The organism is Sphingomonas sp. (genome assembly GCF_019635455.1).
Lineage (GTDB): Bacteria > Pseudomonadota > Alphaproteobacteria > Sphingomonadales > Sphingomonadaceae > Sphingomonas.
In genome coordinates this window covers 27,086-53,104 of record NZ_JAHBZJ010000014.1, presented here as the reverse complement: position 1 = coordinate 53,104, position 26,019 = coordinate 27,086, and the positions used below count along the sequence as shown (strand labels likewise).

Here is a 26,019-nt window from a genome sequence, read left to right as displayed (position 1 = left end):
CTGCCCGCTGTGTTTGACTTTGCGTCTGAATGGGCCATGATTGGCACATGTCCTCGCAGGTCCTGATCCGGCACGTCGAAGTGCATCCCGGCAGCAGCACCGAGCGCCTGCCTGCCCTGGGCTGAACCTGCCAGCTGCAGGCTGACCTAGGGCACCTTCCCCAGCTCGAGCTGGAATCGTGATTTCCGATCGCATGCGCCGACTTGGGTCTGGCCGCGATCGTGCGCGGAGGTTCAAATGGACAGGTTCGTGGTCGAGGCCGACCATCGGGTTGTAGGGATCGCCATTCGCGTTCCCGGAGGATTTAGGTTCGTGTGTTCGGATCCTGATTTCCAGGAGATGGACAGGAAAGTCTTCCCACGCGCGCGTGCATTGGCGAGCAGTGTTGCGGAGCTGGCAAAGGCGCGTCGCAGCGCGACCAACACGGTTCATTAGGGAGGGTTAGACGTGAATGCTATCTGTCCCTCCGTCATCGACTCGCTAGTTCACATCTGGACCGCGCTTCACAAGGATCTCGATGTCGAGATCGATGCTGGCAATGCTCGTTATCTGCGTGGCGTCGTCTTGAACATGGATGATGAACTGGTCGCGCGTCTGCTTTCGGCGAAACTGGCGATGTCGCGAATACCCGATGCTCAAAACGACGAAACGCTCGCGCGATGTGGAAGCGACCTAGTCTACTCGGTCCAAGGCCGAACATTGCACGCAACATTGGTGCACGGAACTGACGTCAGTGAGCGTCGCCTTGGCGTTGGAACCCGTTTTGGGGCCGCGTTGCTGGGCCTTCGACCAGATCAATCGCTGCTTTGGCCGATGGAGCGAGGACGATTGGTAGAGGTGCGCGTGCTGACGATCACATCGCCAAGCCTCTCTCGCCAGCGCCCAATCTCGCCGCTTTTGAGGATGGGAAAGCCATGCGCATTTGGGTGACCCGAACCGAGCCGGACAATCGCTCCACGGCGGCCCGTCTACAAGCTCTCGGGCATGACGTTGTAAGCGTGCCGGTGCTCGGTGTGCGACCGTTCTCGACCGAGCAGCCTGATCTGCTTCCGGACGCCATCGTGTTCACCAGCATGAATGGTGTTCGGCACCATGCCGCTCGCGCGCAATACAAGGCTTTACCTGTGTTCGTAGTTGGGGACGCTACCGCTGGCGCCGCTCGGGATGCAGGGTATTCCGACGTCCGTTCTGCCGGTGGCGACGTTCGAGACCTGCAACGACTGATCTTGAATGACCTGGCTCCGCCTGCCCGCATAGTTCACTTTGGCGCGCGCGAAACGGCTGGGGACCTCAAGGGATTCCTCCGGCGCTTTGGCTACCTGGTGGAACGTCGGATCGTCTACACCGCGCAGGCCGTTGCGATACGCTGGTTGCTGCAAGTGAGGACAGAGCTGCCGTCGATCGACGGTATTTTGGTCCACTCACCACGGGCAGCGGAGCGAGTCGCACGCGTCTTGGCGGGAACCTCATGGCGAGGAAATGTCTGGTGCCTATCGGAGGCATGCGCGCTGCGGTTGACGGATTTGCCGGGAATCCGGTTGCACTTTTCATCCCGTCCCAACGAGGCAGCGCTGATCGAGATGGTCCGTCAGGACCGAGTGATTAGAATGCCGTGTCGCGCATCGCTGCGCGCCGTTTCGGCCGCAACCAGACGAACGTTCGCCTCCGCTCCCTGGCAGCCAGCCAACGACAACCCGGATCTGCCTGGCGAGGATGATGGGCCGAAAACGGATCCGCCCCCCGCCGCTTGAACCATCGGCCTCGACGGACCCCGGGCGTTGACCTTATTGGGGCTCTCCCCAACACAAGGTGACCCATGTTCGAAGAAGCACTCTCGTGGGCAAAGAAGAAGCCGGACTTCGCCATCGATCTTGGCACCGCCAACACTCTGGTCGTTGACAAGGCTGGAGGCGTGATATTCGAGCAGCCGTCGGTGTGCTGCTTTGATGGCTCGGTCGGACCCGACGGCAAGCTGTTCGCCGTTGGGGCCGACGCGCAACCGATGATCGGCCGTGAAGTCAATCGCCTGCGAACCGTTCGGCCGTTGCGAAACGGGGTCTTGGTGGATGTAAGGGCAACATGCGAGTTGCTGAAGTTCGCGCTAAAACCGCTGACGCCCAAAAGGAGGCTGCGAGCCTCTCGTGTGGTCATCGGCGTGCCAACGGACGCAACACAGGCCGAACGTCGCGCGCTGGGTCGCGCCGCGCACGATGCTGGGCTTGCCGAGCCGATGCGCCTCGCCGATCCGATGCTTGCGGCCATCGGGTCTGGACTGGACGTGGCTGAAGCCCGCGGCCGGATGATCGTCGACTGTGGCGCTGGCTTGACCGACATCGTCGTGATTTCGCTTGGCGGGATCTGCATCTCACGATCGGTGCGGGGCGGCGGGGATGCGGTGGACGCTGCCCTGGTCCATCATCTTCATCTGCGCAAGCAGTTCAATATCGGCCAGTCGACCGCCGAGGCGCTGAAGATCGCGTTATCGGAAGCGCTGATGTCGCCCGGACGCTCTTATGTTGAGGTCAAGGGTCTGGACATGAGGAACGGTCTGCCGCGCGTCCTCGCGCTCGACGTCGAGGAGCTTCGACCCATTGTCGAGAGACACGCCGATGAGATCGCATCAGCCGTGCGAGGCGCTTTCGCGGCAACCCAGCCTGATCTGGTATCTGGGATCCTCGACGACGGGATTTCGCTGACAGGCGGCGCTGCTATGACTGCGCTAGTGGCCGAACGTATTCAGCGCTCGACAGGGATTTCCGTCAGGGTGATGGATGCACCGCAGCGCGCGGTGGCGCGCGGATTGGCCGTTATGCTGAATTAGTCTATAGCTTTCTGTGTTCGATCCCGGTGCGAAATTCGTCAAGCAGTCCGCGGCGGCTGAACTGGGTAGTCCTGCCTGGGTGGCCTGAACCGGCGATGTTCCCGTCACGGCCAGGCCTGAGTTCTCGGGCTTCCGACACCGCCTGTCGCGCCCCGGCGCCATGATCAAACAACATCGCCGATTACAGCCGGTGCAGGAGTTCACCGGTATCGACCACCTCAAAGAGGTCTGGGGCGATGTAGCGAACCCCCTCACCAGTCGAGAGCGCCAATCGAACCGCACCGGGAAATGTGCGGTGTCCGCGTTTCCCTTGCATCGTCAGGGAGTGCCGAAACTTGATCACGATCAACGGCGTGCCGTCGTCTCCGATGCATCGGAAGCGGGCAGTCTCCTCCTCCATCTCGCTCCCTCCTTGTCCGGCTAGATCTCAGCATGTGAGGTAAGGTCGCGCCTCGATTCTGCGGACCATTCACCGGCGAAACACTTTAGCAACCCGTCTGCGCACTTCGGGAAGAACATCCGCCTCGAACCATGGATTGCGCGTCATCCATCCTCGAGAGCGCCAGGATGGATGCGGCAGCGGAAGATATTGTGGGAGGTAAGTGTCGAAGTTCCGCACGCGGTCGGTCATGCGTCCCGCGCCCAACACATGATCCTGCGCGTAGGTGCCCACGAGTAGCGTCAGCTCGATTTCGGGAAGCTGCTGTAGCAACCGATCGCGCCATAATTCCGCGCATTCCGGCCGCGGTGGAGCGTCGCCGCTGCGGGCACGGCCCGGATAGCACAGAGCCATTGGAAGGATCGCAACTAACTCCGGATTATAGAACTTCGCATCCGTAACATCCATCCATCGCCGGAGCTGATCGCCAGACGCATCGGAAAACGGCCGGCCACTCCGATGCGCATGTGTCCCGGGCGCCTGGCTTGCAATCAGCAGTCGGGCGCGAGGTGAGAGTTGAAAAATCGGCCTCGCGCCCAAGGGCAATTGCGCTGCGCATGCCGTGCATGCTCGAACCTCCTCCATCAAACGAGCGAAGTTCGGCGATGCCAAGTCCTGGAGGCTTCCTCGACCCAGCATAATGTTCCAACCCCTTGCGCAAGATAGCGCCAGGAGATATATATCGGATCACGACATAAATCCACTAATGACGGGACGGGGCGCTAGCTCAGGCCGCTGCCGATGGCCTTAGCGATATACTGTAGGTGAGCAATATGGCTGCCGAAAAAGCATCGGATTGGTCGGTTTTAGCCAACTGCATTGCTGGTGACATCGAGCCCAGTCCTGCTGATATCGACCGGCTGGCAAGCCGCATATGGCGGGAAACGCATCCGAGCTCGTGTCCCTGGGAACAGGTGGCGTTGGAAAGCGATCAACATCGTGTCGCGGTTGTCATCGCCGAGGCCGCTGCAGGTGGTTCGAGGGGGACCGGCGTCCTCTCCGAACAACATTCAATCAGTCCGGACGAATGGGACACTCAACACGTTCTAGGCGCTTTGTTCGTTGGCAATGAGACTGCGGGCGATCGACAATTGCATTCGTTAAACTCAGGAGTTTCCAACTACTTGGATGACAATGCGTTTTCCGACGGCGACTATGCCGTGTTGGCAGCGTTCAGACGCAACTTGCGCCGCTTTCTGCGGTTCAGCGAAAAGGCCGCTGCGGAAGTTGGCTTAACAGCGCAGCAGTATCAGGTGTTGCTGTCGCTTCGTGCTGCACCGAACGGGCAGCTCTCGGTGGGAGAGCTTGCCGAACAGATGCTTTTGGCACCCCATAGCGCAAGCGAATTGCTCAGTCGTCTGGAAGCGGCCGGATTGGTGGTCCGATTCAAGTCGGATGTCGATGGCCGCCGGGTAGACGTCTCGATATCGCGGATGGGATCAAGGATCATCGCAACGCTGGCGCATTCGCATCGTGAGGAGCTCAAGCGTCTGCGGCCCATGCTTGAGGCGCTGATAGAGGGATTAGACGCTGGCGATCGGCGTCCGGAACCGATTGCGTTAGGAAGGTCCGATGTCTGAAGCGCTTCCCATCTATACGATCGGGCATTCGACGAGGACGATCCCTGAGTTCGTAACCCTGCTGCGAGCCGGGGGCGTTCAGCTCGTCGTGGACATTCGCACGGTGCCACGCTCACGCACCAATCCGAAATACAATCTCGACGTGCTTGGGGCAGAACTTGAACCCTATCAGATCGGACACAAGCGGATCGCGGAGCTGGGCGGGCTTCGCAAGAAGTCCGAGGTCGAGCCGGAGATCAACGGTTTGTGGCGGAATCAAAGTTTCCACAACTACGCTGATTACGCTCTTACCCCTCCATTCCGAGACGGATTAGCGACCCTTCTTAACGACGCAGCTGAGCGTCCGACAGCGATCATGTGCGCGGAGGCTGTCTGGTGGCGATGCCATCGCCGCATCGTGGCGGACTATCTGCTGTTCGAGGGGCGCACCGTGCTCCATCTCATGGGGCATAACACCGTCACGCTGGCGACGATGACTCAAGGCGCGTTCGCGTCGGATAACCGGATCCGCTACCCCGCCGTCACATCCAAGTGATCGTCGCACGCATCTTATGCTTCCGTGCCGCTGCGCGACGGTAAGCTGCGCGCCCGTGCTCATGGGACTGCCCTTTCGCTGAAATCTAGATACCCGCCAGCCGGTCATGGTGAGTATAATCGACCCACGCCTGCTTCTACGCCATGCCCACCGACCAGAGGCCTTCGCTGAAAATTCGGTCCACCAGCAACCGCTCGATCTCGACGGGCAGCTTTTCCACTTCCGCGTCGCTCGCCGTCCTGGTCGTATCACCCGCGCCCGAGAACATCGCTGACATCCCTTCGATCGTCTGCCGCTTCCACGCCGCGATCATCCTGTGATGCACGCCGTGCTTCGCAGCGAGTTTCGCCAGTTTCAGATCGTCCCGGATAGCATCCTGCGTCACTTTCGCATTGGAATCCGCGACAGAGCGCTCCATTTTCCTTTTTGTTGCCGTCCATCCTTCCGTCGGGTTTAGCTTAGCGACCTGTCGAATTTTCTTGGACCACCTCAGTTAGGTACCAAGCCGCGCGCACTTCATTGGTGTAGGCAGGCCGATAATAGGCAAGGTCGCTCCGTGCCGTCTCGTCAAACTCGCGCGTCAACGCAATCCGCTGTCCGATACCAAGCTGCGCCGATCGCAGATATGCACGGGCTCGTACAAGGTCTCGACCCTGATAGGTCAGCATCGCGCCAAGATTGAGTTCGTACAGGATACGGCGCGGATGGGCCGGTCCGGCGACTGCCGCCGTCATCCGGGCTGCCGAACGCGCAGCATCGATTGCCTCGGCCAGCCGCCCCTGCGATTGCAGATTCGTGGCCAGGTTGTTGTATGTCTGCGCAACATCGATGTGGTCTGCGCCGAACAAACGCTTCTGAATATCAAGCGCTTCGCGATAATAGGGTTCCGCTTCCGGGAACCGGCGCTGCTCGTCGAGATTGGTCGCGAGATTCTGGAGCCATAACGCAGTTATGGGGCTGTCCGCGCCAAAGCCCTTTCGACCGATCTCAACCGCGCGTCGATAGGCCGCTTCAGCCTCGCCGAACCGACCCAGGGCATCCAGCGTCACCGCAATATTGTTGAGCGCATAGCCAACATCGCTGTGATCGGCCCCCAACCTTTGCGTTTTGACATCGACTGCAGCGCGAAGCAACGCAATGGCCTGGTCATATCGGCGCAAGTTGCGGAGCGCGATGGCCAGCGCTTCCTGCGCGGTCGCAGTGTCCGGATCGGACGGACCTGCACGCGCAATTCGAAGCTCCAAAGCCCTGCGAAGCAATGGCTCGGCATCGCGGTAGTTGCCAAGGTTTACAAGGTTGTCCCCGGCGTGAATCAACGCTGATTCCAGCGCGACACCCGCGCGCTGCTCCTCACGAATGGCAAGCGCTCTTCGTAGCGGGCCGTCGGCATCGGCGTAACGCCCCGCCCCCGCCAAGATCGCGCCCAGATTGCCGACGGTTACGGCCACTTCCGTGCTGGAGAGGCCAAACAGCTTTTCTCGAAGTGCCAACGCTTGAAGGGCCAGTTCCTCGGCTTCCCGGTATTCCGCGACGCGATACAGAATGACGGCGAGCGAATTACAGGCGTCAGCCGTTTTGGCATGTTCCTTACCATAGAGTGCCAGACTGGCCGTCAGCGCTTTGCGATACAGCGCCTCGGCTTCGCGCGGTTGTGCGTTTTCAAGATTGCCCGCAAGCTGCATCAATGCCGTGATCGTGCTTTCGGACTGTGGTCCGGTTGCGGCAATGCTCAGGGGGAGCGCCTCACGAAGAAGCGGCTCGGCTTCCGCCGGTCGGCCGAGGCCCGTCAGATGCGCCGCAGCCATTGACGCTGCCGCCCATGCCTCAAACTTCTTGGCCGGGTCGGTCCTGTTGAAATTATAGGCGCTCCGCCATAGCGCGGCCGCCTCTTCGCTGGCACCGTCACGATCGAGGATACTGGCAAGCTGTGCTTCGGCGATCGCAATCAGGGCGGGTGATTGCGGTGGATCGCCACGCGCCAGCATTAGTGCTTCCCTAGAGCGCGCCTCATTGGTCTTCCGATCAGATCCAATCGTCGATGAGATCAGCATCAGTTCGATGCATAACGCGGGCCGGGTCGCCTCAATGCGACATCGGGCAATGGTTTGCTCGACGATGACATGCGCGGTGGCTTTGTCACCAAGGTCATACGCGGCGGATGCCTCAGCAGGGACAGGCCATTGCATGTCTACCTCTTCCGCGCGGTTTGAATGACCGCCCAGCAGCATCAGCACAGCAGTTACTGGAGGTAGATAGGACATGCTGGCCACCATGCGAAGGCAACGAAACATCGGCAGGGAATCGTAAATCCTGGTCGCAACGCATGGCAACGGACAATCTCGGTTGCACCGTCCCACTAACGCCGTGAGCGCTGTCTTACCGATCCATCAAATGTCTGTGGCAGGCGACTTGGTCAACGACGGTAAATGCGGGTTGTCTGCGCTGGGTCTGGACCGGTCAGGGTGTCGGTATTCGGAGGAACTCGACGTGGAATCGCACGACACCTAAAGGTGCCACCCGGTGCCGAACGGTAGGTTCGACCACGCCGGGATCTGTGTCGGGCGTGAGGATGCGCTCGGATCGGGGTCTCCTCGGGTCGTCCACAATATAGCGGAGCTGCCCTTTCTCGACGACGATCAGGCCCCACGTTCCTTCCTTAGTATCGTGATCTGCCAGAAGGCCTGCCGGCACGTTCTCCTCGGTGAAGGACGGCGTGCGCTTGTATGGGACAGCGTCGGGCGGTGGGCCAATCCTCATTTGACACTCCGATCGCGCGCATAGTGCACGCCGAGTTGCAGGCTCTCGGCGATCGTCTCAGCCTTCGACTGGAATTTTGCGGCCGTCTCGGGATCGAGGAGGTCGTTTGTCGTGGTCTTCCACAGCGCCAGCCAGTGCGCGAAGTTGGCGTGCGTCATCGCGTCCGCGTGACGCAAATGTACAGCCATCGGGTGCCCTTTGTAGCGGCCGCTCGTCAGCATCACCGACGACCAGAACGCCTTGAGCCGATCGAGGTGGTGGGGCCAGTCAGCGACTGCGCCATCGAAGATCGGCCCCAAGACCGGGTCAGCCCGCACCTTTTCGTAGAAGGTAGGCACCAGCCGCTCTATGTCCTCTTCCGTAATCATAATTACTCTCCGGTGACGTTGCCGACTGTACCGCTATGCTATGCTCCAAATCACGAATGGCGTGGCGGGGGAACACGTCCCGCAGATCAGGCCGCGTTTTTCCACATCGGCGTATCGCTGCGCGGGACTCACGCGGCCTGCGCGCGTTCGTACGCTTGCACCTCAGCTGCGATGAGGATGTCGGCAAGCATCCAGTAGGCTTCGCCCCAGGCGGCCAGCACGGTGTCGGTCGCGATCGCCTCGCCAAGCACTTCGCGGATGGCCGGAAGCAGCGCTGCGGCGACGTGCGGATAGTGTTCGGGTTTGACTCCAGTTTGCACGTGCCGAAGCACCATGCGCTCGACCGCGCTGCCGAGATTGTTCAGCTTGTCGATGTTCTTCGCGTAGGCCAGGATCGCTCCGGCCAGACGTCGGGGCTGCTCCCCACTGATTTGCGCGGCCTGATCGAACATTGCTTTGAGCTCGGGATTTTCGAACAGGCGTCGATACATTGCCGTGGTGATTGCGAGACCGTGCTTTTCCAGTGCAGGCGCGGTGGCTTTGACGATCGTCATGGTTTCAGTCGAGACAGTGCGCATCAAGATACTCCAACGACAGGGGAACGGGGCGCGGATGGCAGCGCCCCGATAGGTTCAGGCCGCCTTTTTCCAAATCGGCTCGAGTGCGACGTGCGGCGGGCAGTCGGCGACGGGACCGCTCGGCAGACCGGCAAGCTCGTTGGCGAAACCATGATTGACGTCGCGGTGGTGCGCCTCATCGGCGCGGACCACCAGCACCACATCGCGTAGCGTCGCGTCCTCGGGCAAGTTCCAATAGTCCTTCGCGATCTGCGGTGCGGGCACGTTCGGACTGCGGCCCTCGTCTATTTCGGCCAGGTAGTGGGTATAGCTGATGACCGCTTCTTCTTCGAAGTACCCGACGACACGATGTGCGGTCTTCGAGCTCACGAGGTAGAGACCGAAAAAGAACAGGTAGAACACCCACTGCACGCCGATGATCACCGCACGCTCGAACAAGGTGGGCTTCGAGATTTCGATGAACGTCATCAAATGCATACGCTCATTTTCGGCTTCGTCCATCAAGGTGCGGATCCAGCCCTTGTCGTCGCAGATGCGGCGCAGACAGGACAAGTGCGTGATGGTGGCGCCGACCATGCCGGGGACCGCAGCGACCGTTTCCAGAACCACGGCGCGATGGCCATAGCGCTCGGCAAAGAATGTGTCGGCGGTCCAGCGCAGCAGCTTGGTGAAACTGTAGGCGATGCGATCGGACAGACCCTTGGGCTGATGATGGACGCCGAGGTCGATATAGGGCGGGGTCATGGTCGGTCTCCGGTTCAATCTGCGTTTGGTGTGACGCCGAACTAAGCCCATGACGGACGCGCCGAAATTCAGATCATGTCCCTACGTAGGTTGACGGAGGTGGCGTTCGGCACGACCACGCGGCATGAAAGGCGTTGTGACCGAAAAGCGCCTTTCCCTGCGCCACACCATCATCCCCACGCCGCCGCTGCTGGTGACGTTGGCGATGGCGGCGATCGCCGTCGCCTTGGGGGCGGGGGTGCGGGTCACCTTCGCCGCAGAGCTCGGGCAGCGCGCGACCTACATCTTCTTCGTGCCTGCCGTGGTACTGGCGAGCGCGCTCAGCGGTCTGCGAACGGGCTTCGCGGCGAGCGTCGCGGGCGCGGCCGTCGGCCTATGGTGCGACCGGATGATCGGACCGGTCGGGGCGGGCAGCTGGATCGCCCCGGGCGCGTTCGTCGTGATCGGCGCTGCAATTGCGCTGGGCGGCGAGTGGTTTCAGCGCGCGCGGGCCGAAGCCGAGCGCGTGACCGAGGGACTGGCACGGCGCGAAGCGCATCTACGCTCGCTGCTCGACACTGTACCCGACGCAATCGTGGTGATCGACGAAGCGGGACTGATCCGCGACTTCAGTCCGGCGGCGACGCGCATGTTCGGCTGGGAGGCCGACGAGGTGCATGGCCGCAACGTCAGCCTGCTGATGCCCGATCCGTATCGCAGCGCGCACGACGGCTATCTCGCTCGCTACTACGAGACTGGCGAAAAGCGCATCATCGGCAAGGGTCGCGTCGTGGTCGGCGTCCGCAAGGACGGCTCGACCTTTCCGCTCGAGCTTGCGGTGGGGGAGATGCGGGTCAGTGGCCAGCGCCACTTCACCGGGTTCATTCGCGACTTGACCGAACGGCAGCAGGCCGAGACGCGTCTCCAGGAATTGCAGGCCGAGCTGGTGCATGTCTCGCGGCTGACCGCGCTGGGGGAAATGGCCTCGGCGCTGGCGCACGAGCTCAATCAGCCGTTATCGGCGATCGCCAATTACCTCAAGGGCAGCCGCAGGTTGTTGGCGCGGGACGAAGTGCCGGTCGAGCGGGTGAGCGACGCCGTCGAGCGCGCCAGCGAACAGGCGTTGCGCGCGGGCGATATCATCCGCCGACTGCGCGAATTCGTCGCGCGCGGCGAGACCGAGCGCTCAGTCGAAAGCCTGCCAAAGCTGGTCGAGGAGGCGAGCGCGCTGGCGCTGATCGGGGTGAAGGAGCAGGGTATCCGCGTGCGCTATTCTTTCAGCCCGGAAATCGATCTCGTGCTGGCAGACAAGGTGCAAATCCAGCAGGTGCTGCTCAATCTCGTGCGTAACGGGGTCGATGCGATGACTGCGGGGGACGGCGCCGTGCGCGAGCTGACCATCACCATTTCGGCGGCAGAGGACGATATGGCGGAGGTGACGGTGGCTGACACAGGTCCCGGAATTGATCCGGAAATCGCCGAACGCTTGTTCCAGCCGTTCGTCACGACCAAGCGGACCGGTATGGGGGTCGGCCTATCAATCTCGCGCACCATCGTTGAGGCGCATGGCGGCCACATCTGGGCGGCGGCGCGTGAGGGCGGCGGGGCAGTGTTTGGATTGACGCTGCGGCGCGTCGGGCAAGAGGAGCTGTATGATGGCGACTGACCCCATGGTCTATGTAATCGACGACGACGAGGCGGCCCGGCATTCGCTCGAGTTCCTGCTCGATTGCGCGGAAATCCGCGTCCGCACATTCCCCTCCGCCGATGCCTTCCTCGCCGCGTCGCCGCCATTGGCGGGGGCGTGTATTGTCACCGATGTGCGCATGCCGGGGCGCAGCGGGATAGAACTGGTCGAAGAGATGACGCGGCGCGGCGCCAGCGTGCCAGTCATCGTCATCACCGGCCATGCCGATGTCCCGCTGGCGATCCAGGCTATGCATGCCGGGGTCGCCGACTTTATCGAAAAGCCGTTCGACGACGAGGTCATGCTGGCCTCGATCCGCAAGGCGCTTGCCCGGCAAGCTGATAGCGCGGCTTCGCACGCCGAACGACAACAGGTGCTGGACCGCATCGCATCGCTGAGTGGCCGCGAGCGCGAGGTGATGGAAGGGCTGGCGCGCGGCGACGCAAACAAAGCGATTGCCTTCGACCTCGGTATCAGCGCGCGCACGGTCGAGGTCTATCGCGCCAACGTGATGCTCAAGATGCAGGCGAAAACATTATCTGACCTTGTGCGCATGGTGACCACCGCGCGGCTCGGCTGATCGCGAGGGCTCGGGGACTCAGGCCGGCTTTGGCGCACGCGTGACGAGCCATATGCCGCCGCACACCATGACCAGAGCCGCCAGGTTTTTCCAATGCCAAATGGATTCGCCGAGAAATGCCGCCGAGAGGCCGACGCCGAACACAGGCACAAGGAAGTTGAATGCGGCGATCAGACCCACCGGGTTATGCTTAAGCAACAAACTCCAGATCGCGAACGCCACAGACGACAGCACGACAAGATAAGTCAGCAGCGCGCCGGATCGGAAGTCCAGGTAATCGATGTGCCCGCCAAAGACTGTCCCTGAAACGGTAAGCAAAACGCCACCGACCAGCAGCTGCCAACCGGTCATGACCATCGGATCGAGTGATTGCGATAGCCGCTTGCCGTAGATGGAGGCGGCCGCCAGCACGAAGGCGGCAATGACGACAAAGCCTTCGCCCAGCAGGGTAAAGTCCAGACCAAGCTCGTTGTTTCCGCCGACGTTGACAACGATCACGCCCAGAAAGCCGATGAGGCAGCCGAGCGCTTTACGACTGCTCATGCGGTCATCGGCGTAAATTAAGTGCGCCAGCGCGACGCTGAAAAAGACGCCCGTGGCGTTCATGATCGACGACTTGACGCCGGTTGCGTGCGCCAGGCCGACATAGAAGAACACGTATTGAATGGCCGTTTGGGTCAGACCGAGCAGCGTCAGCTGACCCGCATAGCGGACGCCCTGGACGAGCACCGGACGACCCACCGCAGCAGCGAAGATCAGCAAGCCGGCGCCGGCGAGGGTAAACCGCCACCCGGCAAAGAGCATTTGGCTCGCAATGTCGGTTTTGCCGATGCCAAGCATCGCATAGCCACCCTTGATTGCGGGATACGCACTTCCCCACAGCAAGCAGCACAGCGTCGCCAGAATGAAAACGCCTGCGCGGCGCTCGTAGAGGCTTCTGCGGTCAGGTTGCACTGCAGCCCCGGGCGGAACACGCGCCGCTCCAGTCCCGGCGAGCGCTGAGGGCTCGACCGGCCCTGCGGGATTGTGTCGCTCTGTCATCGCGCCAGCTCAAAACTGTCCGAGCGCGCCAGCCGCCATGCCGCGCTGTAGAAGTCCCGGTCGTGAGATCCCGTGAGCAACTCGCCATCTTCGAGAAAGATGTGCAGCTGAGAAAAAAGCCGAATCTCGGTCAGTGAGACGCGACGGACAAGGTGATGAGGACCAAGCTGTGAAGGATGGTCCAGGCCTGCCGCAGCGAGCATCTCCGCTAGAGCCTTCATGGTATTGCGATGAAAGTTGAAGACGCGCTCGGCCTTGTCCGGCACGACGAGCGCACGCTGACGCATCGGATCCTGTGTGGCGACGCCCACGGGGCAGCGGTTCGTATGACAGGAGAGCGACTGAATGCAGCCAAGCGCGAACATGAAGCCGCGGCCCGCATTGGTCCAGTCAGCCCCCAACGCAAGCACCGATGCAATATCGAACGCGCTGACGATCTTGCCGGCCGCACCGATCTTGATGCGCTTGCGAAGCCCTGCGCCGACCAGCGTGTTGTGGACGAACAGCAAGCTCTCGCGCATCGGCATGCCGAGGTTGTCGGCGAATTCGACTGGCGCGGCGCCTGTTCCGCCTTCGGAGCCATCGACCACGATATAGTCCGGCATGATCCCGGTCTCGCGCATCGCCTTGACCATGCCCATGAATTCCCAGGGCTGACCGACGCACAGCTTCATGCCGACGGGCTTGCCCCTTGCGAGCCGGCGAAGCTCTCCCAGGAACTTGACCAGTTCCAGCGGTGTCGAAAACTCGCGATGGCGAGCCGGCGAGATACAGTCCTCGCCTACCGGCACGCCGCGCGTGGCTGCAATCTCGGGTGTCACCTTCTCGCCCGGGAGGATGCCGCCATGACCGGGCTTGGCCCCTTGGCTGAGCTTGAGTTCGATCATCTTGATCTGCGGATCAGCGGCCTGTTCGGTAAAACGGACCGGGTCGAAGCGTCCGTCCGCCGTCCGGCAACCGAAATAGCCACTGCCGATTTCCCAGATAAGGTCGCCACGATGTTCCCGATGGTAGGGACTAATGCTCCCTTCCCCGGTATCATGTGCAAAGCCGCCTAGACGAGCGCCCTTGTTCAGCGCGCGGATCGCGTTAGCGCTGAGCGAGCCAAAACTCATCGCCGAGATATTGAAGATCGACGCCATGTAAGGTGGAGCGCCATTACGTCCGCCGATCGGAATCCGGAAGGTTGCCGGGTCGGCGACGGGCGCTGGGCGCGTCGAGTGCGCTATGAACTCGTAGCCATTCTGATAGACATCGACGAGCGTGCCGAAAGCGCGGTCGCTGCTCTCGTTCTTTGCACGCGCGTAAACCAACGAGCGCTGGGCTCTTGAGAAAGGAGCCTTGTCGTTGTCGCCTTCGATCAGATACTGCCGGATCTCAGGCCTGATTTCCTCGAAGAACCAGCGCAGCCGACCGATGATCGGGTAATTGCGGCGGACCGAGTGCAGCGGCTGCGCAAGATCGTACAGACCGATTGCTGATAACACTGCTGTTACTGCGAACAAGAGCACGGCCCAAGCATTCGGGAGATACAGACATGAGACAACGGCGCTCACAAGGCAGACGCCGTGAGCCGTGAAGCGGGTGAAAAACAAGAGTGCCTCCAGGCACGGAGTACCCGCGCCATTCGAGAAATTATTCTGGTTGTATGTTTGTGCGGCGCGACGACGCCGGCTTTGCCTAGGCGAACATGCCTAGGGGCGCAGTCGCGCCGTGCCGCTGCCCCCAGGGCTCATGGCATTTGAAGGATCAACAACGATCATCGAACTGTAATGAGGCTTTGTCTGTGAGCTTTCAAGCCCTGCTCACGCTGGGGACGAGCGTCAAACATCTGGAGCGTCAAGCAACTACTCGACTTGCAGTGGTAGGCCAGAATATCCGATCTTGTCCTCGAGTCCGGCCTTTTGAAACACATTGCTCAGAAACAATGCCATCAGCGCTTTGCCGAAGCGTCGTTTGCGACGCGGCAGCTTTGCCGTTCTCGCCGACAAAGGCTGCTAGGCAGCATCCGGCCCACTTGCGGCCGTTCATATATAGCGGCCCACACACCTGGAGTTGATAATCTCTCATAGTTGGCGTGGTGGATCTATAAATTCGAAACCAGGCTCGCGCTCGCCAGACGCGAGTTTTGCAGCAATGCGTGCTGGAGACCCGGCAAAGCCGATAAACGCCACCAATAATTGAGGCGGCACATCGTGTTGATATGCGTAGAGCATCTGCTTTGAGTATACATTGCGATCGGAGTCCGAGAGCATCCCCTCGTCGGCAAACATCGCCACCAAACCCAGCTTGAATAAGTTCGAGCGCGCTTGAGTCACGAGGCGCTTGGGGCGCCCATCCGCCGCAGCAACATCCTCAAAGACACGCTCCTTCCCAGCGTCGATGTATGAGCGAATCAATCGATAGGCGTCGCGTTTGAATTGTGAATTGGGCGGGTCCCGACGATCGTCAGCATCCCGTTGCCGCCGCTTATACCAGCGCTCAGTTATAGCGCTGGCGTCCTTTACAAACTGCCTCACAGCTCCCGACACGGCCACTCCACAAATTTGCATTGCGATGCCAATTTGATTGGCTTATATTGGCTTCAGGATGCAAACTTATATGCGTTCCGCTCGTGCGTCAAGGCACGTGCGGAGCGATCAGTATGTGGGCGTGACATGGCGACAGGACGGAACAACCGATTTGACCCCAAGCGGCGATGCCAGACCTTGGAAGGGATCTGCGACTATCTTAACATCACACCGTCAACCTACAGGATTTGGCGCGCGCTTGGCCTGGTTCCTGGCCCTATCGCAGGGACGACCCGCTACGATTTGCGCCAGCATGACATGGTGCTGGATATGAGGGCTGGCATTAGCTCGGTGGGCGCAGGGAAAGCCGTCTCTGCCCTCGAGCAATTCGAGGCCAGCCTTGCGCGTTAGGCTGATTGGCGTTTACCGCAATCGAAAGCGGCTCGCGAGCGGGGTCATGAAGGACTTTTGGACGCTTCGTGGTGTCGGTCCGATTAAGCCCCTCCCAGGCGATGAAACGGCCGAGTTCCGCCCCGGAACGCCGGCCTTTATGCGTTCGTATCAGGCCATGATCGCCGCGCCGCGGTTGGCTCGTACCGTCGGCACGCTCCAGCAAATCATCAACGGCTATCAACGCAGTTCAAGCTGGTCGAAGCTCGCCCCGCGAACCAAGTCGGACTATGTCAAAGCCATTATCCGCATCGAAAATAAGTGGGGCTCGTACCCACTTGATGCGATTGAAGATCCAAAGATCCGTAGCAGGTTGTTGAGCTGGCGCGATGAGATGGCGGTCGCATCGCCACGGCAAGCAGATGCTGTCTTCGGAGTTCTGCGGATCATTCTTGAATGGGGCCGAGATCGGGGCCTAGTCGCCATCAACCATGCCACCAGACCGAAGAAGGTCTACCGCGCGGATCGCTCGGATAAGCTTTGGTTGCCCGAGAACATCAGCACGTTAAGAGCCGCGGCCCCCTACGAGTTGCTTCTCGCATTTGAGCTCGCACTCGGGACAGGTCAGCGAAAAGGCGATCTCCTGAAACTCGAATGGAACGCCTATGTCGATGATGCGCGCCGACCGGGGCGCAAGCGGCTTCAGCTTGTGCAGGGAAAGCGCAAGCGGAAAATCGACATGCCGGTGCCGATCGCGCTTCAGGCGCTGCTCGACAGCACACTGAGAAGCGCGCCGACCATTCTCGCGCGGAATGGCAAGCCATGGGGTATGGTGAACTTCGATCACAACTGGCGGAAAGCGATTTTGGCCGCTGGCCTTGATGGCCTGCACTTCCACGACCTTCGCGGAACCGCCTGCACCTTGCTCGCAGAGGCGGGCGCCACACACGCCGAGATTGCGGCGATGATGGGCTGGACCGTGACGACAGTGCATCGAATGATCGAAACGTACGCCGCGATGACGGCCACATTGAGCGATTCTGCGGTCGCAAAATTAGAGTCAAAAGCAGGTGAAAGTGCGGAATGAGGTGCGGAATATCGGCCCCCACAGGACCGAACTCTACCGTAAGCTACTGATATTCCTGGCTGGGGCGGCTGGATTCGAACCAGCGCATGGCGGTACCAAAAACCGCTGCCTTACCGCTTGGCTACGCCCCAGCATGCGATGCGGCGCTCCTTAGAGTGCGCCGCGCCCGGTGAAAAGGGTCAACCGAACCGGTGGACCCAGCCATGGGGATCGGCGACTTCACCGCGCTGAATCGCGGTCAGCTTCGCCTTCAGCGCTTCGGTCACCTGTCCCGGGCCACCGCCCCCGATCGTGAATTCGCGGTCCCGGCCCATGACCCTGCCCACCGGCGTGACGACGGCCGCGGTGCCGCAGGCAAAGGTTTCCACCAGCCTGCCGCTGCGTGCGTCCGCCTCCCACTGATCGATGGCATAGGGTTCCTCGCGCACCGTAATGCCCTGCTCGCGTGCGAGGCGAAGCAGCGAATCGCGGGTGATGCCGGGGAGGATCGTCCCGCCCAGCGGCGGGGTCACGATGCTGCCGTCGTCGAACACGAAGAACAGGTTCATCCCGCCCAGTTCCTCGACCCAGCGATGCTCGGCAGCGTCCAGGAACACGACCTGATCGCATCCCTGCCGGATCGCCTCGGCCTGGGCGACCAGGCTGGCGGCATAGTTGCCGCCGCACTTGGCGGCGCCGGTTCCACCCGGCGCGGCGCGGGTATAATGTTGCGAAATCCAGATCGAGACCGCCTTCGCCCCGCTCTTGAAATAAGCGCCCGCCGGAGAGGCGAGGACGAGATAGAGATATTCGGCGGCGGGCTTCACGCCCAGGAACACCTCGCTCGCGAACATGAAGGGGCGCAGGTACAGCGACCCGCCCTCGATCGTCGGAATCCAGTCGCGATCGGCCTTCACCAACGCCTCGATCGAGCCGATGAAGAGGTCGTCGGGCAGTTCCGGCATCGCCATGCGCTGCGCCGATTCGCGGAACCGGCGCGCATTCTCACCCGGCCGGAACAGCGCGGTCGCGCCATCGGCGAGGCGATAGGCCTTGAGCCCCTCGAAAATCTCCTGCGCATAATGCAGCACCGCGGTTGCCGGATCGAGGGTGAGCGGGCCACGGGGCAGGATCTTTGCATCGTGCCAGCCACGCGCGTCGGACCAGCGCACCATCGCCATGTGATCGGTGAAGATCTTGCCGAAGCCGGGGTTCTCGAGCAGCCGCGTCCGCTCGTTCGCCTCGACCGGGGCCGGATGGGCTTCGAAGCCGAAGGTCGCGCTCACCTGTCTCTCCCGCATTGGACCGGACCGCATGATGCCGGTTGCGCACGCCTAGGCCCGCTGGCAAAACAGGTCAACATGGCTGTCCCAACCGCCTCCCCCCTGTTCCTTCGCGAAGCCGAGATCCGGCGCGGCGTGGAGCTGCTCTATTTCGGGTATAGCCACCTGACCCGCTCGATCGACGAGACGCTGGCGGCACAGGGACTGGGCCGGGCGCACCATCGCGCGCTGTACTTCATCGCCCGCCAGCCGGACCTGAAGGTCGGCGAACTGATCGCGCTGCTGGCAATCACCAAACAGTCGCTGGGACGGGTGCTGGCCGACCTGACCGAGCGCGGCCTGATCGAGACGCGCCCCGGCGCGCAGGACCGGCGCCAGCGATTGCTGCGCCTGACCGACGAGGGCCGGGCGCTGGAAGCGACGCTGTTCGAAGCTCTGCGGGACAAGCTCGCCGATGCCTATTCAAGCGCCGGCCAGGGCGCGGTGGGTGGATTCTGGGCGGTGCTTGAAGGGCTGATCCCGGACGCCGAACGCGCGCGCGTTTCCGCATTGGGGAAATAGCGCCCAATTCATTCGCGCGCGGCCGCCGCCATTTCGGCATTGCGCCGCGCCGACGCCGCAAGCGTGTCGACCAGCAGGCGCCGCAGCGCGTCGTCGCGATCGAGGACGTTGAGCCCTTCGCGCGTCGATCCGCCCGGGCTGGCGACCTTGTCGGCGAGTTGCGCCGGCGTGTCGGGCAGGCTGGCGGCGAGCGCACCCGCCCCTTCCACCGTCGCACGGGAGAGCCGCAGCGCCTGATCCGCCGGCAGCCCGAGCGCCGCGCCCCCCGCCGCGAGCGCGTCCACGAACCGGTACACGAAGCCCGGCCCGCATCCCGCCAGCGCGGTCACCGCGTCGAACAGCCCGGGATCGACCCATTCGACCAGACCGAGCGGCGCCATCAACTCGCTCGCCGCGGCACGGGCGGCGGCATCGGCCCCGTCGGACTGGAGCGCGACGACCCCCTTGCCGATCTCGACCGGCAGGTTGGGCATCGCGCGGACGACGGCCTGTGCGTCGAACCGGCGTGCGATCGCCTGCTCCTCGACCCCGGCGAGGATCGACACGAGCAGCGGCACGCCCGCGATCCGCGCGGCGACCTGTCCCGCAACGACATCGATCTGTTGCGGCTTGACCCCCAGCACCACGGCATCGGGGAGCGGCCCCGGCGGCAGCGCGCGGCCCTGCGCCACCCCGTCCGGAAGGACGCGATCGGTGCGGTTGAGGACGAACACGTCCTGTCCCCGCACCGCACCCGCCGCGATCCATCGCCGCAGCATCGCGCCGGCCATGGTGCCACAGCCGATCAGCCAGAGGGTGCGGGGTGCGTTCATGCCTGGTTCCATCCTGTTTCCCATCGCGAAGGTTTCAAACGTCCGGTCCGGCCGGTTGACCCGACATGATGGCCAGTGCGCGCGCCGCGCGGATCGGGTGGCCAGCGGGGGAGGAACGGGAACGCATCGTGGCACGGAATATGCCGACGCGCGCGATGCAGGAAAGCCGTTTCTTGCTGGATCAATACGCGCGCGGCGGGTCATCGTGACGGGGCGACCGAAGAACGGGGTGCGCTACGCGATCCTGGCACGCAAAAAGCGATCAGCCGGGCATCGGCCTTGCGGTCCGCAACGAATGCGGCTTCATCGCTGACCTGCGCACGACCGCCGATCCGATCGCCGCCATTCGCGCGACGGTGAACGATGCGGTGCAGGCGCCGGCGGCCGCGGCGCCCTGGCTAGGCCTCGCCCTGGGTTTCGATCAGCGCGGCGGCGATCGCCTCACGCGGGGTCTTGCCGCCCCACAGGACGAACTGGAACACCGGGTAGAAACGCTCGCATTCGTCGATCGCGCTTTCGATCAGCAGCTCGGCCTGCTCCAGCGTCATCGATCCGCCGTCATCGCCCGGGATCATCGCGGCGTGGCGGAAGAGGAGGATGCCACTGGACGACCAGAGTTCGAAATGGCCGATCCACAATTGTTCGTTGATCAGGCCGATGGCTTCATAGATGTCGCCACGCCGATCGTCGGCGACGCGCACGTCGGGGAAGGCGAGGAACTGGAGCACCCCGTCCTCCTGCCGCCAGATCGCGCGCAGCTCATATTCGGTCCAGCTGCCCTTGACCCGTGCGACGATCTCGTCGTCCTCGCGCTCATGGCTCCAGCCATGCGCGGCGTAATAGCTTTCCAGCATGTCGATCGGCGCGGCGTCGTCGCGCTCATATTCGCTCTCGTCGAGCATCCGGTCGTCCCTCCGCCCGGTCCTTGCCTGGGCGCCTAGGTGCCTTGCCACGCCGCGCCGCACAAGCGGCGATGGTGAACAAGGCGGAAATAGATGTGGAAAAGCGCGGAATTCCACGGGGTTTCGACACCCGGACATTCCCGTCAGATCACGCGACGGCGATCCACAATGCGCGGAAACGAACCGGAACCGATGGCTCCGACCTCGCCCTACGCCCCCGGCTTCTTGCGCGGCTTTGCGGCCTTTGGCGCGGCGGCAGGCGCGGCGCCCAGTCGCGCCTCGAGCGCGTCGATGCGCGCCTTCAACGTCTCATTCTCGTCGCGGGCGGCGGCGGCCATCGCTTTCACCGCCTCAAACTCGTCGCGGGCGACGAAATCCATGCCGCCGACAAACCCCTTGAACCGCTCGCGCGCCGCTGCCTCGCCCTCGCGCGCCATGCCGGCCATCGTGCCGGCGGCGCCGTTCACGAACTTCACGAAGTCGTCGAAAATGCGGTTTTCGCTCTGCATGGGTCCCTCGTCACCGCGAGCCGGTCTGGCCGGACCGCTTTCCAAAAAGTCAGATGTTCATCTGGGGTGCCGATTGTGCCGGCACAAGGGTTTCCGCATTCGGGTTCAGCTGGTCGATCTGGTAATTCAGCGAGCCGGCAAAGCACAGCCAGGCAAGATAGGGCAGCATCAGCACCGCCGCGCCGATCCGGATCCGTCCAAAGACGATCGTCGTCACCAGCGCCAGCACGAACATCACGATCAGCAGCACGAACGCCCAGAACAGCTGGTGCATGCCAAAGAAAAGCGGGCTCCACAGCAGGTTCGCCGTCATCTGGACCGCAAAGATCGCAAGCGCGGGGCCGCGCAGCTTCGACCCGCGCGCGTTGATGATCATCGCCAGCGCCAGACCCATCAGCACATAGATGGTCGTCCACGCCACCGGGAACACCCAGTCGGGTGGGGTGTTGGCGGGCTTCACCAGCATCTGGTACCACAGATTCTCGCTGCCGCCCGGGGCGATGCGGGCCGACGTAAAGCCGAGCAGGACGATGAACGGCACCGTAACCACCGCCCAGCGCAGGAACGCCAACCGCAACTGACCCTTTGACGCGATTTCCATGCCCGTCCCTTTATTCGGCGGGCTGTGGATCACCCATCGCCGCCTCAAGCTCGCGGCTCACCGCCTGGGGCGAGCCGGTCCATTTCGCAAGCCTACTATAGAGAATCGGGATCAGGAACAACGTGATGAGCGTGGCGAGCAGCACGCCGAAGACGATGACCACGCCGATCGCCGATCGCGCGCCCGCGCCGGCGCCGGTGGCCAGCATCAGCGGGACCGCGCCGGCGGCGGTCGCGATCGAGGTCATCAGGATCGCGCGCAACCGGCGGGAGGCGGCGATGCGAGTGGCGTCGGCGATGCTGCGCCCCTCGTCACGCAGCTGGTTGGCAAACTCGACGATCAGGATGCCGTTCTTCGCCGCAAGGCCGACCAGCATCACGATCCCCACCTGGCTGTAGAGATTGAGCGTCTTGCCGAACAGGAACAGGCCGATCATCCCGCCCGCCACCGCCAGCGGGACGGTCATGATGATGACGCCGGGATGGACGAAACTTTCGAACTGGGCGGCGAGCACCAGATAGACGATCACGATGGTGAGGGCGAAGACCAGCAGGATCGAGCCGCCGGTTTCCTTGAACGACTGGCTCTCGCCGCGATAGCCCACCGCGATGACCTCGGGCGATTTCGCCGCCTCTGCCTCCAGGAACTTGAGCGCCTCGCCCAGCGAATAGCCGGGCGCGATCCCGCCCGACAGGGTGATCGCGCGCAGCTTGTTGAACCGGCCAAGGTCGCGCGGGCCGGCGACCCGCCGGGTGGTGACGAGATTGGACAGCGGGACCAGCGAGCCGTCGCGGGCGCGAACCTGGATCGCGGCGAGATTGGCCAGCGCCTCGCGCCCGCCGGCATCGGCCTGGACGATCACGCGATATTCCTCCCCCCGGTCGAGATAGGTGGTCACGCGGCGCGAGCCGAGCAGGGTTTGCAGCGCCTGGCTGACCGCGCTGACCGATACGCCAAGATCGCCGGCGCGAGTGGTATCGACCTCCACCCGCATCTGCGGCTTGGTCTCCTTATAGTCGGAATCGAGATTGACGATGCCGGGATTGTCGGCGGCGGCGGCAAGGATGCGGTCGCGCGCCTTTGCCAGCCCCTCATAGGTGGTGCCGGCGAGGACGAAGCTGATCGGCTGGCCGCGCCCGCGGCCGAGCGCGGACCGCACCTGGGCATTGCCGCGGATCGCCGGTTGATCGGCCAGGATGCGATTGACCTCCTGCGCGATGTCCTGCGTGGTCTTGGTCCGCTCCTCCCACGGCTTGAGGAAGATGACGAAATTGCCGCTGTTGAAATCGTCCGACGCGCCAAAGCCGCCGGGCGTGCGGGTGATGAGCGTGCGGACGGTGCCTTCGTCGAGAAGCGGGAGCAGCTTGCCCTGCGCCGCCACCATGTAACGGTCCATCTGCGCAAAGCCGGTCCCTTCCGGCGCGCTGATCTGAACCTGCGCCGCGCCCTGATCCTCCGGCGGCACCAGCTCCGACTGAAGCGAGACGAAGGCGAGCGCCGCGACGCCCAGGAACGTGACGACGGCGATCAGCGGCAGCAACGGCCGATCGATCGCACGGTCGAGGCGCCGCGCGTAGAATGTCTCGAGCGACCTGAACCGGTCGTCCACCCATCCGGTCAGGCGTCCGCGCGATTCCCTGCGCAGCATCTTTGAGCAGAGCATCGGCGTCAGGCTGAGCGCGAGGAAGCCCGAAAAGGCGACCGCACCAATCATCGCGACCGCGAGTTCGCGGAACAGCAGCCCGGTCTGTCCCGCCAGGAAACAGATCGGCACGAACACCGCGCACACGACCAGCGTGGTCGAAATGACCGCGAAGCCGACCTGGCGCGTGCCACGGAACGCGGCGACGAGCGGCGTCTCCCCCTCCTCGATCCGGTGATAGACATTCTCCAGCACCACGATCGCGTCATCGACGACCAGGCCGATCGCGAGCACGAGCGCGAGCAGGGTGAGCAGGTTGATCGAGAAACCGGCCCCCCACAGCACCGCGAACGCGCCCAACAGACAGATCGGCACCGTGATGGCCGGGATCAGCGTGGCGCGCCATGACCCCAGGAACAGGAAGATGACGAGCACCACCAGCACCGCCGCCTCGGCCAGCGTATGCCACACCTTTTCGATCGCGCGCCCGATGAACTGCGAATCGTCGGATCCGACCGCGATCACCATGCCGTCGGGCAATTCGGGTTGCAGCGCGGCGACGGTGCGCTTTGCCCCGTCGGCGACCGCCAGCGTGTTTGCCCCCGACTGGCGTACGATGCCCAGCCCGACCGCCGGCGCCCCGTTCATACGGAACATGCTGTACGGATTCTCGGCCCCCTGCTCGACCCGGGCGACGTCGCCCAGCCGGACCAGATAACCGTCCGGGCCACGTCCGACGACAAGGCGGGAGAAACTCTCCGCGCTGGCGAACGGGCGATCGACGCGCAGCGTGGTATTCTGTTGCCGCGATTCGATGCGTCCGGCGGGCAGCTCGACATTCTGGCTGCGCAGCGCGGTTTCGACATCGGCGGGGGTGAGCGCGAACGCGGCGAGCTTCGCGGCGTCCAGCCAGACGCGCATCGACGGTTTCTGCTCGCCACCGACGAACACGCGCGCCACGCCGTCGATGGTGCTGAACCGATCGACCAGATTGCGCTCGACATAATCGGACAGCTGGAGCGGCGACCAGCCCGGGCGCGAGATGACGAGAAACATGATCGGCGACGCATCCGCATCCACCTTGCGCACTTCGGGCGCGATCACGTCCTCGGGCAGGTCCTCGACCACGCTGCCGACGCGATCGCGCACATCGTTGGCCGCGGCATCGACATCGCGCCCGGGACGGAATTCGATCGAAATGTCCGAAACGCCGTCGCGGGAGCGCGACGTGATCGTCTGAATCCCTTCGATTCCCGCCAGCGCTTCTTCGATCGGCTGGGTAATGCGCGCCTCGATCACGCTCGCGGCGGCGCCGGTATAGGCCGTCTGGACCGACACCACCGGCGGATCGGTGTCGGGATATTCGCGCACCGACAGGCTCATGAACCCGACGATCCCGACGATCGTCAACAGGATCGCCATCACCGCCGCGAGAACCGGCCGGCGGACCGAGACGTCGGAAAGCTGCATCAGCTCGTCTGGCGCGGCGCGGGCGTGGCGTTGCCCGGGCCGGCGGTGCGAACCGCCTGGCCTGGGGCGATCTTCACGATCCCCTCGGTCACCACGCGCTGGCCCGGTTTCAGTCCGGCGAGGATTTCGATGAGGCCGTTCTGGTGAAGCCCGGTGCGCACCTGCACCCGCTTTGCCTTGCCCCCCTCGACGACGAACACGAAGCTGTCATCGCCGTCGCCCGCGACCGACAGTTCGGGAACCGCCATCGCGGTGCGCGCGCTCGATTCGACTGCCACGGTGAGCAGCATGCCCGGTTTCAGCTTGCGGTCGCCATTGGGCAGGATCGCGCGGACCGTGGCGGCGCGGGTGGCGGGATTGAGCACCGGATCGACCGTGGCGACGGTGCCGCGAAACGGCTGATCGGGATAGGCGGCGGCAGTGGCGACGATCGCCTGACCCGGCCGAACCTGCGCCAGCAGCGTTTCGGGAACGGTGAAATCCAGCTTGATACGGCTGACGTCGCTGATCGTCGCGATCGCGGTTCCGGCGCCGACCACCGCTCCCGCGGAAATATCCCGCAGCGACACCCAGCCGCCAAACGGCGCGGTCACCACGCGATCGCCGATCGACGCGCGCGCCGCCGCCGCCTGCGCCCCGGCCTGGCTGGCCAGCGCCTGCTGCGCATCGACCGCGCTGCGGGTGGCGAAGCCGCGCTCCTTCAACGCCTCCAGCCGGTCGAGCTGCTGCCGTGCCTCCTGCGCGCGGGCCTTCGCTTCGGCAAGCTGGGCGGTTTCCTGTCCCTGCGCCAGCACCGCGATCACCTGACCGCGCCGCACGAACGCGCCGTCATCGAAATTCAGGCGCACGATCCGCTCGGTCACCGGCGCGCTCAGCGTCACCTGTTCGTTCGCGCGGGCGGTGCCGACCGCGTCGATCCGCTCGACGAAGCGGGCCGACTGGACCGGGGCGAGCGTCACCAGTGGCGCGTCCCGTTCCTTCTTTTGCGCCGCACCACCGCCATTGCAGCCGGCGAGTGCCGTCGCGGACGCGACGAGAAGAATGAGAAACCGCATGAACCAACGCGCTATGAAGACCGGGGGAGGAAAGACAAGCCTTTCCACGAATTTGTCGCAAAAGTGTGTCAGGCAGTGTTGCGGTGCAGCGTCGGTCGTGCGCGATGCG

The 26,019-nt window shown here is 63.3% G+C and carries 27 protein-coding genes and 1 tRNA gene; 9 read left to right on the top strand and 19 right to left on the bottom strand.

Going from position 1 to position 26,019, the window contains the following annotated elements:
- Window positions 1-447: 447 nt before the first annotated feature.
- From KF783_RS15045 to KF783_RS15035, 3 genes are all read left to right on the top strand, one after another.
- A complete protein-coding gene (locus KF783_RS15045) occupies window positions 448-930 on the top strand; it encodes a hypothetical protein (protein ID WP_294080776.1) in 483 nt (160 codons plus the stop codon).
- On the top strand, window positions 915-1,751 hold the full coding sequence (locus KF783_RS15040; protein ID WP_257842967.1) for a uroporphyrinogen-III synthase: 837 nt from the start codon (window positions 915-917) through the stop codon (window positions 1,749-1,751). The genes KF783_RS15045 and KF783_RS15040 overlap by 16 nt, the downstream gene beginning before the upstream one ends.
- A 65-nt stretch (window positions 1,752-1,816) precedes the next feature.
- The gene (locus KF783_RS15035) at window positions 1,817-2,821 is read left to right on the top strand and encodes a rod shape-determining protein (protein WP_294080771.1); all 1,005 of its coding nucleotides are present in this window, start codon (window positions 1,817-1,819) and stop codon (window positions 2,819-2,821) included.
- Window positions 2,822-3,002: 181 nt separating this feature from the next.
- On the opposite strand, the gene KF783_RS15030 is transcribed toward KF783_RS15035, so the two are convergent.
- Both KF783_RS15030 and KF783_RS15025 read right to left on the bottom strand, forming a co-directional pair.
- The gene (locus KF783_RS15030) at window positions 3,003-3,221 is read right to left on the bottom strand and encodes a hypothetical protein (RefSeq protein ID WP_294080769.1); all 219 of its coding nucleotides are present in this window, start codon (window positions 3,219-3,221) and stop codon (window positions 3,003-3,005) included.
- 69 nt (window positions 3,222-3,290) lie between these two features.
- On the bottom strand, window positions 3,291-3,845 hold the full coding sequence (locus tag KF783_RS15025) for a uracil-DNA glycosylase family protein (RefSeq protein ID WP_294080787.1): 555 nt from the start codon (window positions 3,843-3,845) through the stop codon (window positions 3,291-3,293).
- A gap of 188 nt (window positions 3,846-4,033) precedes the next feature.
- On the opposite strand from KF783_RS15025, the gene KF783_RS15020 reads away from it, so the two are divergent.
- Complete coding sequence (locus KF783_RS15020) at window positions 4,034-4,840, top strand: MarR family winged helix-turn-helix transcriptional regulator (protein WP_294080785.1); 807 nt, start codon at window positions 4,034-4,036, stop codon at window positions 4,838-4,840.
- Window positions 4,833-5,375, top strand: coding sequence for a DUF488 domain-containing protein (locus KF783_RS15015; protein WP_294080767.1), 543 nt, complete (start codon window positions 4,833-4,835; stop codon window positions 5,373-5,375). The genes KF783_RS15020 and KF783_RS15015 overlap by 8 nt, the downstream gene beginning before the upstream one ends.
- A gap of 136 nt (window positions 5,376-5,511) precedes the next feature.
- On the opposite strand, the gene KF783_RS15010 is transcribed toward KF783_RS15015, so the two are convergent.
- From KF783_RS15010 to KF783_RS14985, 6 genes are all read right to left on the bottom strand, one after another.
- Window positions 5,512-5,793: a hypothetical protein gene (locus tag KF783_RS15010; RefSeq protein WP_294080765.1), complete on the bottom strand. Its 282-nt coding sequence runs from the start codon at window positions 5,791-5,793 to the stop codon at window positions 5,512-5,514.
- 40 nt (window positions 5,794-5,833) lie between these two features.
- The gene (locus tag KF783_RS15005) at window positions 5,834-7,603 is read right to left on the bottom strand and encodes a tetratricopeptide repeat protein (RefSeq protein WP_294080782.1); all 1,770 of its coding nucleotides are present in this window, start codon (window positions 7,601-7,603) and stop codon (window positions 5,834-5,836) included.
- A 229-nt stretch (window positions 7,604-7,832) separates the two neighbouring features.
- Window positions 7,833-8,132, bottom strand: coding sequence for a DUF1971 domain-containing protein (locus KF783_RS15000; protein WP_257842959.1), 300 nt, complete (start codon window positions 8,130-8,132; stop codon window positions 7,833-7,835).
- Window positions 8,129-8,500, bottom strand: a complete 372-nt coding sequence (locus KF783_RS14995) for a group III truncated hemoglobin (protein ID WP_257842958.1) — start codon at window positions 8,498-8,500, stop codon at window positions 8,129-8,131. Before KF783_RS14995 ends, KF783_RS15000 begins: the two co-directional genes overlap by 4 nt.
- A gap of 128 nt (window positions 8,501-8,628) precedes the next feature.
- On the bottom strand, window positions 8,629-9,078 hold the full coding sequence (locus KF783_RS14990; RefSeq protein ID WP_294080760.1) for a globin domain-containing protein: 450 nt from the start codon (window positions 9,076-9,078) through the stop codon (window positions 8,629-8,631).
- 54 nt (window positions 9,079-9,132) lie between these two features.
- The gene (locus tag KF783_RS14985; protein WP_294080758.1) at window positions 9,133-9,822 is read right to left on the bottom strand and encodes an alternative oxidase; all 690 of its coding nucleotides are present in this window, start codon (window positions 9,820-9,822) and stop codon (window positions 9,133-9,135) included.
- A 124-nt stretch (window positions 9,823-9,946) separates the two neighbouring features.
- Here KF783_RS14985 and KF783_RS14980 point away from each other — a divergent pair, with 124 nt between their 5' ends.
- Window positions 9,947-11,467: a PAS domain-containing sensor histidine kinase gene (locus KF783_RS14980; protein WP_294080757.1), complete on the top strand. Its 1,521-nt coding sequence runs from the start codon at window positions 9,947-9,949 to the stop codon at window positions 11,465-11,467.
- Entirely contained in the window at window positions 11,457-12,068 is a 612-nt protein-coding gene (gene fixJ / locus KF783_RS14975; RefSeq protein ID WP_294080754.1) for a response regulator FixJ, read from the top strand. Before KF783_RS14980 ends, fixJ begins: the two co-directional genes overlap by 11 nt.
- Before the next feature lie 18 nt (window positions 12,069-12,086).
- Here the strand turns inward: fixJ and KF783_RS14970 are convergent, their stop codons facing one another.
- From KF783_RS14970 to KF783_RS14960, 3 genes are all read right to left on the bottom strand, one after another.
- Entirely contained in the window at window positions 12,087-13,022 is a 936-nt protein-coding gene (locus tag KF783_RS14970) for a DMT family transporter (RefSeq protein WP_294080752.1), read from the bottom strand.
- 83 nt (window positions 13,023-13,105) lie between these two features.
- Complete coding sequence (locus tag KF783_RS14965; protein ID WP_294080750.1) at window positions 13,106-14,596, bottom strand: FMN-binding glutamate synthase family protein; 1,491 nt, start codon at window positions 14,594-14,596, stop codon at window positions 13,106-13,108.
- Window positions 14,597-15,175: 579 nt separating this feature from the next.
- The gene (locus tag KF783_RS14960; RefSeq protein WP_294080748.1) at window positions 15,176-15,628 is read right to left on the bottom strand and encodes a hypothetical protein; all 453 of its coding nucleotides are present in this window, start codon (window positions 15,626-15,628) and stop codon (window positions 15,176-15,178) included.
- A 448-nt stretch (window positions 15,629-16,076) separates the two neighbouring features.
- Here KF783_RS14960 and KF783_RS14955 point away from each other — a divergent pair, with 448 nt between their 5' ends.
- Entirely contained in the window at window positions 16,077-17,096 is a 1,020-nt protein-coding gene (locus tag KF783_RS14955) for a tyrosine-type recombinase/integrase (RefSeq protein ID WP_294080746.1), read from the top strand.
- A 56-nt stretch (window positions 17,097-17,152) separates the two neighbouring features.
- Here KF783_RS14955 and KF783_RS14950 read toward each other — a convergent pair.
- Together KF783_RS14950 and KF783_RS14945 are read right to left on the bottom strand one after the other, a co-directional pair.
- A tRNA-Gln gene (locus tag KF783_RS14950) sits at window positions 17,153-17,227 on the bottom strand.
- A 48-nt stretch (window positions 17,228-17,275) separates the two neighbouring features.
- Entirely contained in the window at window positions 17,276-18,361 is a 1,086-nt protein-coding gene (locus KF783_RS14945) for a branched-chain amino acid aminotransferase (RefSeq protein ID WP_294080744.1), read from the bottom strand.
- A gap of 75 nt (window positions 18,362-18,436) precedes the next feature.
- Here KF783_RS14945 and KF783_RS14940 point away from each other — a divergent pair, with 75 nt between their 5' ends.
- On the top strand, window positions 18,437-18,919 hold the full coding sequence (locus KF783_RS14940; protein WP_294080742.1) for a MarR family transcriptional regulator: 483 nt from the start codon (window positions 18,437-18,439) through the stop codon (window positions 18,917-18,919).
- Window positions 18,920-18,927: 8 nt separating this feature from the next.
- Here KF783_RS14940 and proC read toward each other — a convergent pair whose 3' ends face one another.
- The 6 genes from proC to KF783_RS14910 form a co-directional block, all read right to left on the bottom strand.
- On the bottom strand, window positions 18,928-19,731 hold the full coding sequence (gene proC, locus KF783_RS14935; protein ID WP_294080738.1) for a pyrroline-5-carboxylate reductase: 804 nt from the start codon (window positions 19,729-19,731) through the stop codon (window positions 18,928-18,930).
- Window positions 19,732-20,129: 398 nt separating this feature from the next.
- A complete protein-coding gene (locus tag KF783_RS14930) occupies window positions 20,130-20,633 on the bottom strand; it encodes a YbjN domain-containing protein (RefSeq protein WP_294080736.1) in 504 nt (167 codons plus the stop codon).
- 209 nt (window positions 20,634-20,842) lie between these two features.
- A complete protein-coding gene (locus tag KF783_RS14925; protein WP_294080734.1) occupies window positions 20,843-21,142 on the bottom strand; it encodes an accessory factor UbiK family protein in 300 nt (99 codons plus the stop codon).
- Between the two features lie 49 nt (window positions 21,143-21,191).
- Window positions 21,192-21,743, bottom strand: coding sequence for a TspO/MBR family protein (locus KF783_RS14920; protein WP_294080732.1), 552 nt, complete (start codon window positions 21,741-21,743; stop codon window positions 21,192-21,194).
- A gap of 10 nt (window positions 21,744-21,753) precedes the next feature.
- Complete coding sequence (locus KF783_RS14915; RefSeq protein ID WP_294080730.1) at window positions 21,754-24,855, bottom strand: efflux RND transporter permease subunit; 3,102 nt, start codon at window positions 24,853-24,855, stop codon at window positions 21,754-21,756.
- Window positions 24,855-25,910 (bottom strand): efflux RND transporter periplasmic adaptor subunit, encoded by a 1,056-nt coding sequence (locus tag KF783_RS14910; protein ID WP_294080728.1) that lies wholly within the window; start codon window positions 25,908-25,910, stop codon window positions 24,855-24,857. The genes KF783_RS14915 and KF783_RS14910 overlap by 1 nt, the downstream gene beginning before the upstream one ends.
- Between the last annotated feature and the right edge of the window lie 109 nt (window positions 25,911-26,019).

Coding starts and splice junctions, on each gene's coding strand:
- KF783_RS14940 (WP_294080742.1), top strand. CDS start 18,437: ATGGCTGTCCCAACCGCCTCCCCCCTGTTCCTTCGCGAAGCCGAGATC.
- KF783_RS15005 (WP_294080782.1), bottom strand. CDS start 7,603: ATGCTGCTGGGCGGTCATTCAAACCGCGCGGAAGAGGTAGACATGCAA.
- KF783_RS14985 (WP_294080758.1), bottom strand. CDS start 9,822: ATGACCCCGCCCTATATCGACCTCGGCGTCCATCATCAGCCCAAGGGT.
- KF783_RS15015 (WP_294080767.1), top strand. CDS start 4,833: ATGTCTGAAGCGCTTCCCATCTATACGATCGGGCATTCGACGAGGACG.
- KF783_RS14920 (WP_294080732.1), bottom strand. CDS start 21,743: ATGGAAATCGCGTCAAAGGGTCAGTTGCGGTTGGCGTTCCTGCGCTGG.
- KF783_RS14925 (WP_294080734.1), bottom strand. CDS start 21,142: ATGCAGAGCGAAAACCGCATTTTCGACGACTTCGTGAAGTTCGTGAAC.
- KF783_RS14910 (WP_294080728.1), bottom strand. CDS start 25,910: ATGCGGTTTCTCATTCTTCTCGTCGCGTCCGCGACGGCACTCGCCGGC.
- KF783_RS15030 (WP_294080769.1), bottom strand. CDS start 3,221: ATGGAGGAGGAGACTGCCCGCTTCCGATGCATCGGAGACGACGGCACG.
- KF783_RS15010 (WP_294080765.1), bottom strand. CDS start 5,793: ATGGAGCGCTCTGTCGCGGATTCCAATGCGAAAGTGACGCAGGATGCT.
- fixJ (WP_294080754.1), top strand. CDS start 11,457: ATGGCGACTGACCCCATGGTCTATGTAATCGACGACGACGAGGCGGCC.
- KF783_RS14930 (WP_294080736.1), bottom strand. CDS start 20,633: ATGCTCGACGAGAGCGAATATGAGCGCGACGACGCCGCGCCGATCGAC.
- KF783_RS14990 (WP_294080760.1), bottom strand. CDS start 9,078: ATGCGCACTGTCTCGACTGAAACCATGACGATCGTCAAAGCCACCGCG.
- KF783_RS15035 (WP_294080771.1), top strand. CDS start 1,817: ATGTTCGAAGAAGCACTCTCGTGGGCAAAGAAGAAGCCGGACTTCGCC.
- KF783_RS14980 (WP_294080757.1), top strand. CDS start 9,947: ATGAAAGGCGTTGTGACCGAAAAGCGCCTTTCCCTGCGCCACACCATC.
- KF783_RS14955 (WP_294080746.1), top strand. CDS start 16,077: ATGAAGGACTTTTGGACGCTTCGTGGTGTCGGTCCGATTAAGCCCCTC.
- proC (WP_294080738.1), bottom strand. CDS start 19,731: ATGAACGCACCCCGCACCCTCTGGCTGATCGGCTGTGGCACCATGGCC.
- KF783_RS15020 (WP_294080785.1), top strand. CDS start 4,034: ATGGCTGCCGAAAAAGCATCGGATTGGTCGGTTTTAGCCAACTGCATT.
- KF783_RS15025 (WP_294080787.1), bottom strand. CDS start 3,845: ATGGAGGAGGTTCGAGCATGCACGGCATGCGCAGCGCAATTGCCCTTG.
- KF783_RS14995 (WP_257842958.1), bottom strand. CDS start 8,500: ATGATTACGGAAGAGGACATAGAGCGGCTGGTGCCTACCTTCTACGAA.
- KF783_RS15000 (WP_257842959.1), bottom strand. CDS start 8,132: ATGAGGATTGGCCCACCGCCCGACGCTGTCCCATACAAGCGCACGCCG.
- KF783_RS15040 (WP_257842967.1), top strand. CDS start 915: ATGCGCATTTGGGTGACCCGAACCGAGCCGGACAATCGCTCCACGGCG.
- KF783_RS14915 (WP_294080730.1), bottom strand. CDS start 24,855: ATGCAGCTTTCCGACGTCTCGGTCCGCCGGCCGGTTCTCGCGGCGGTG.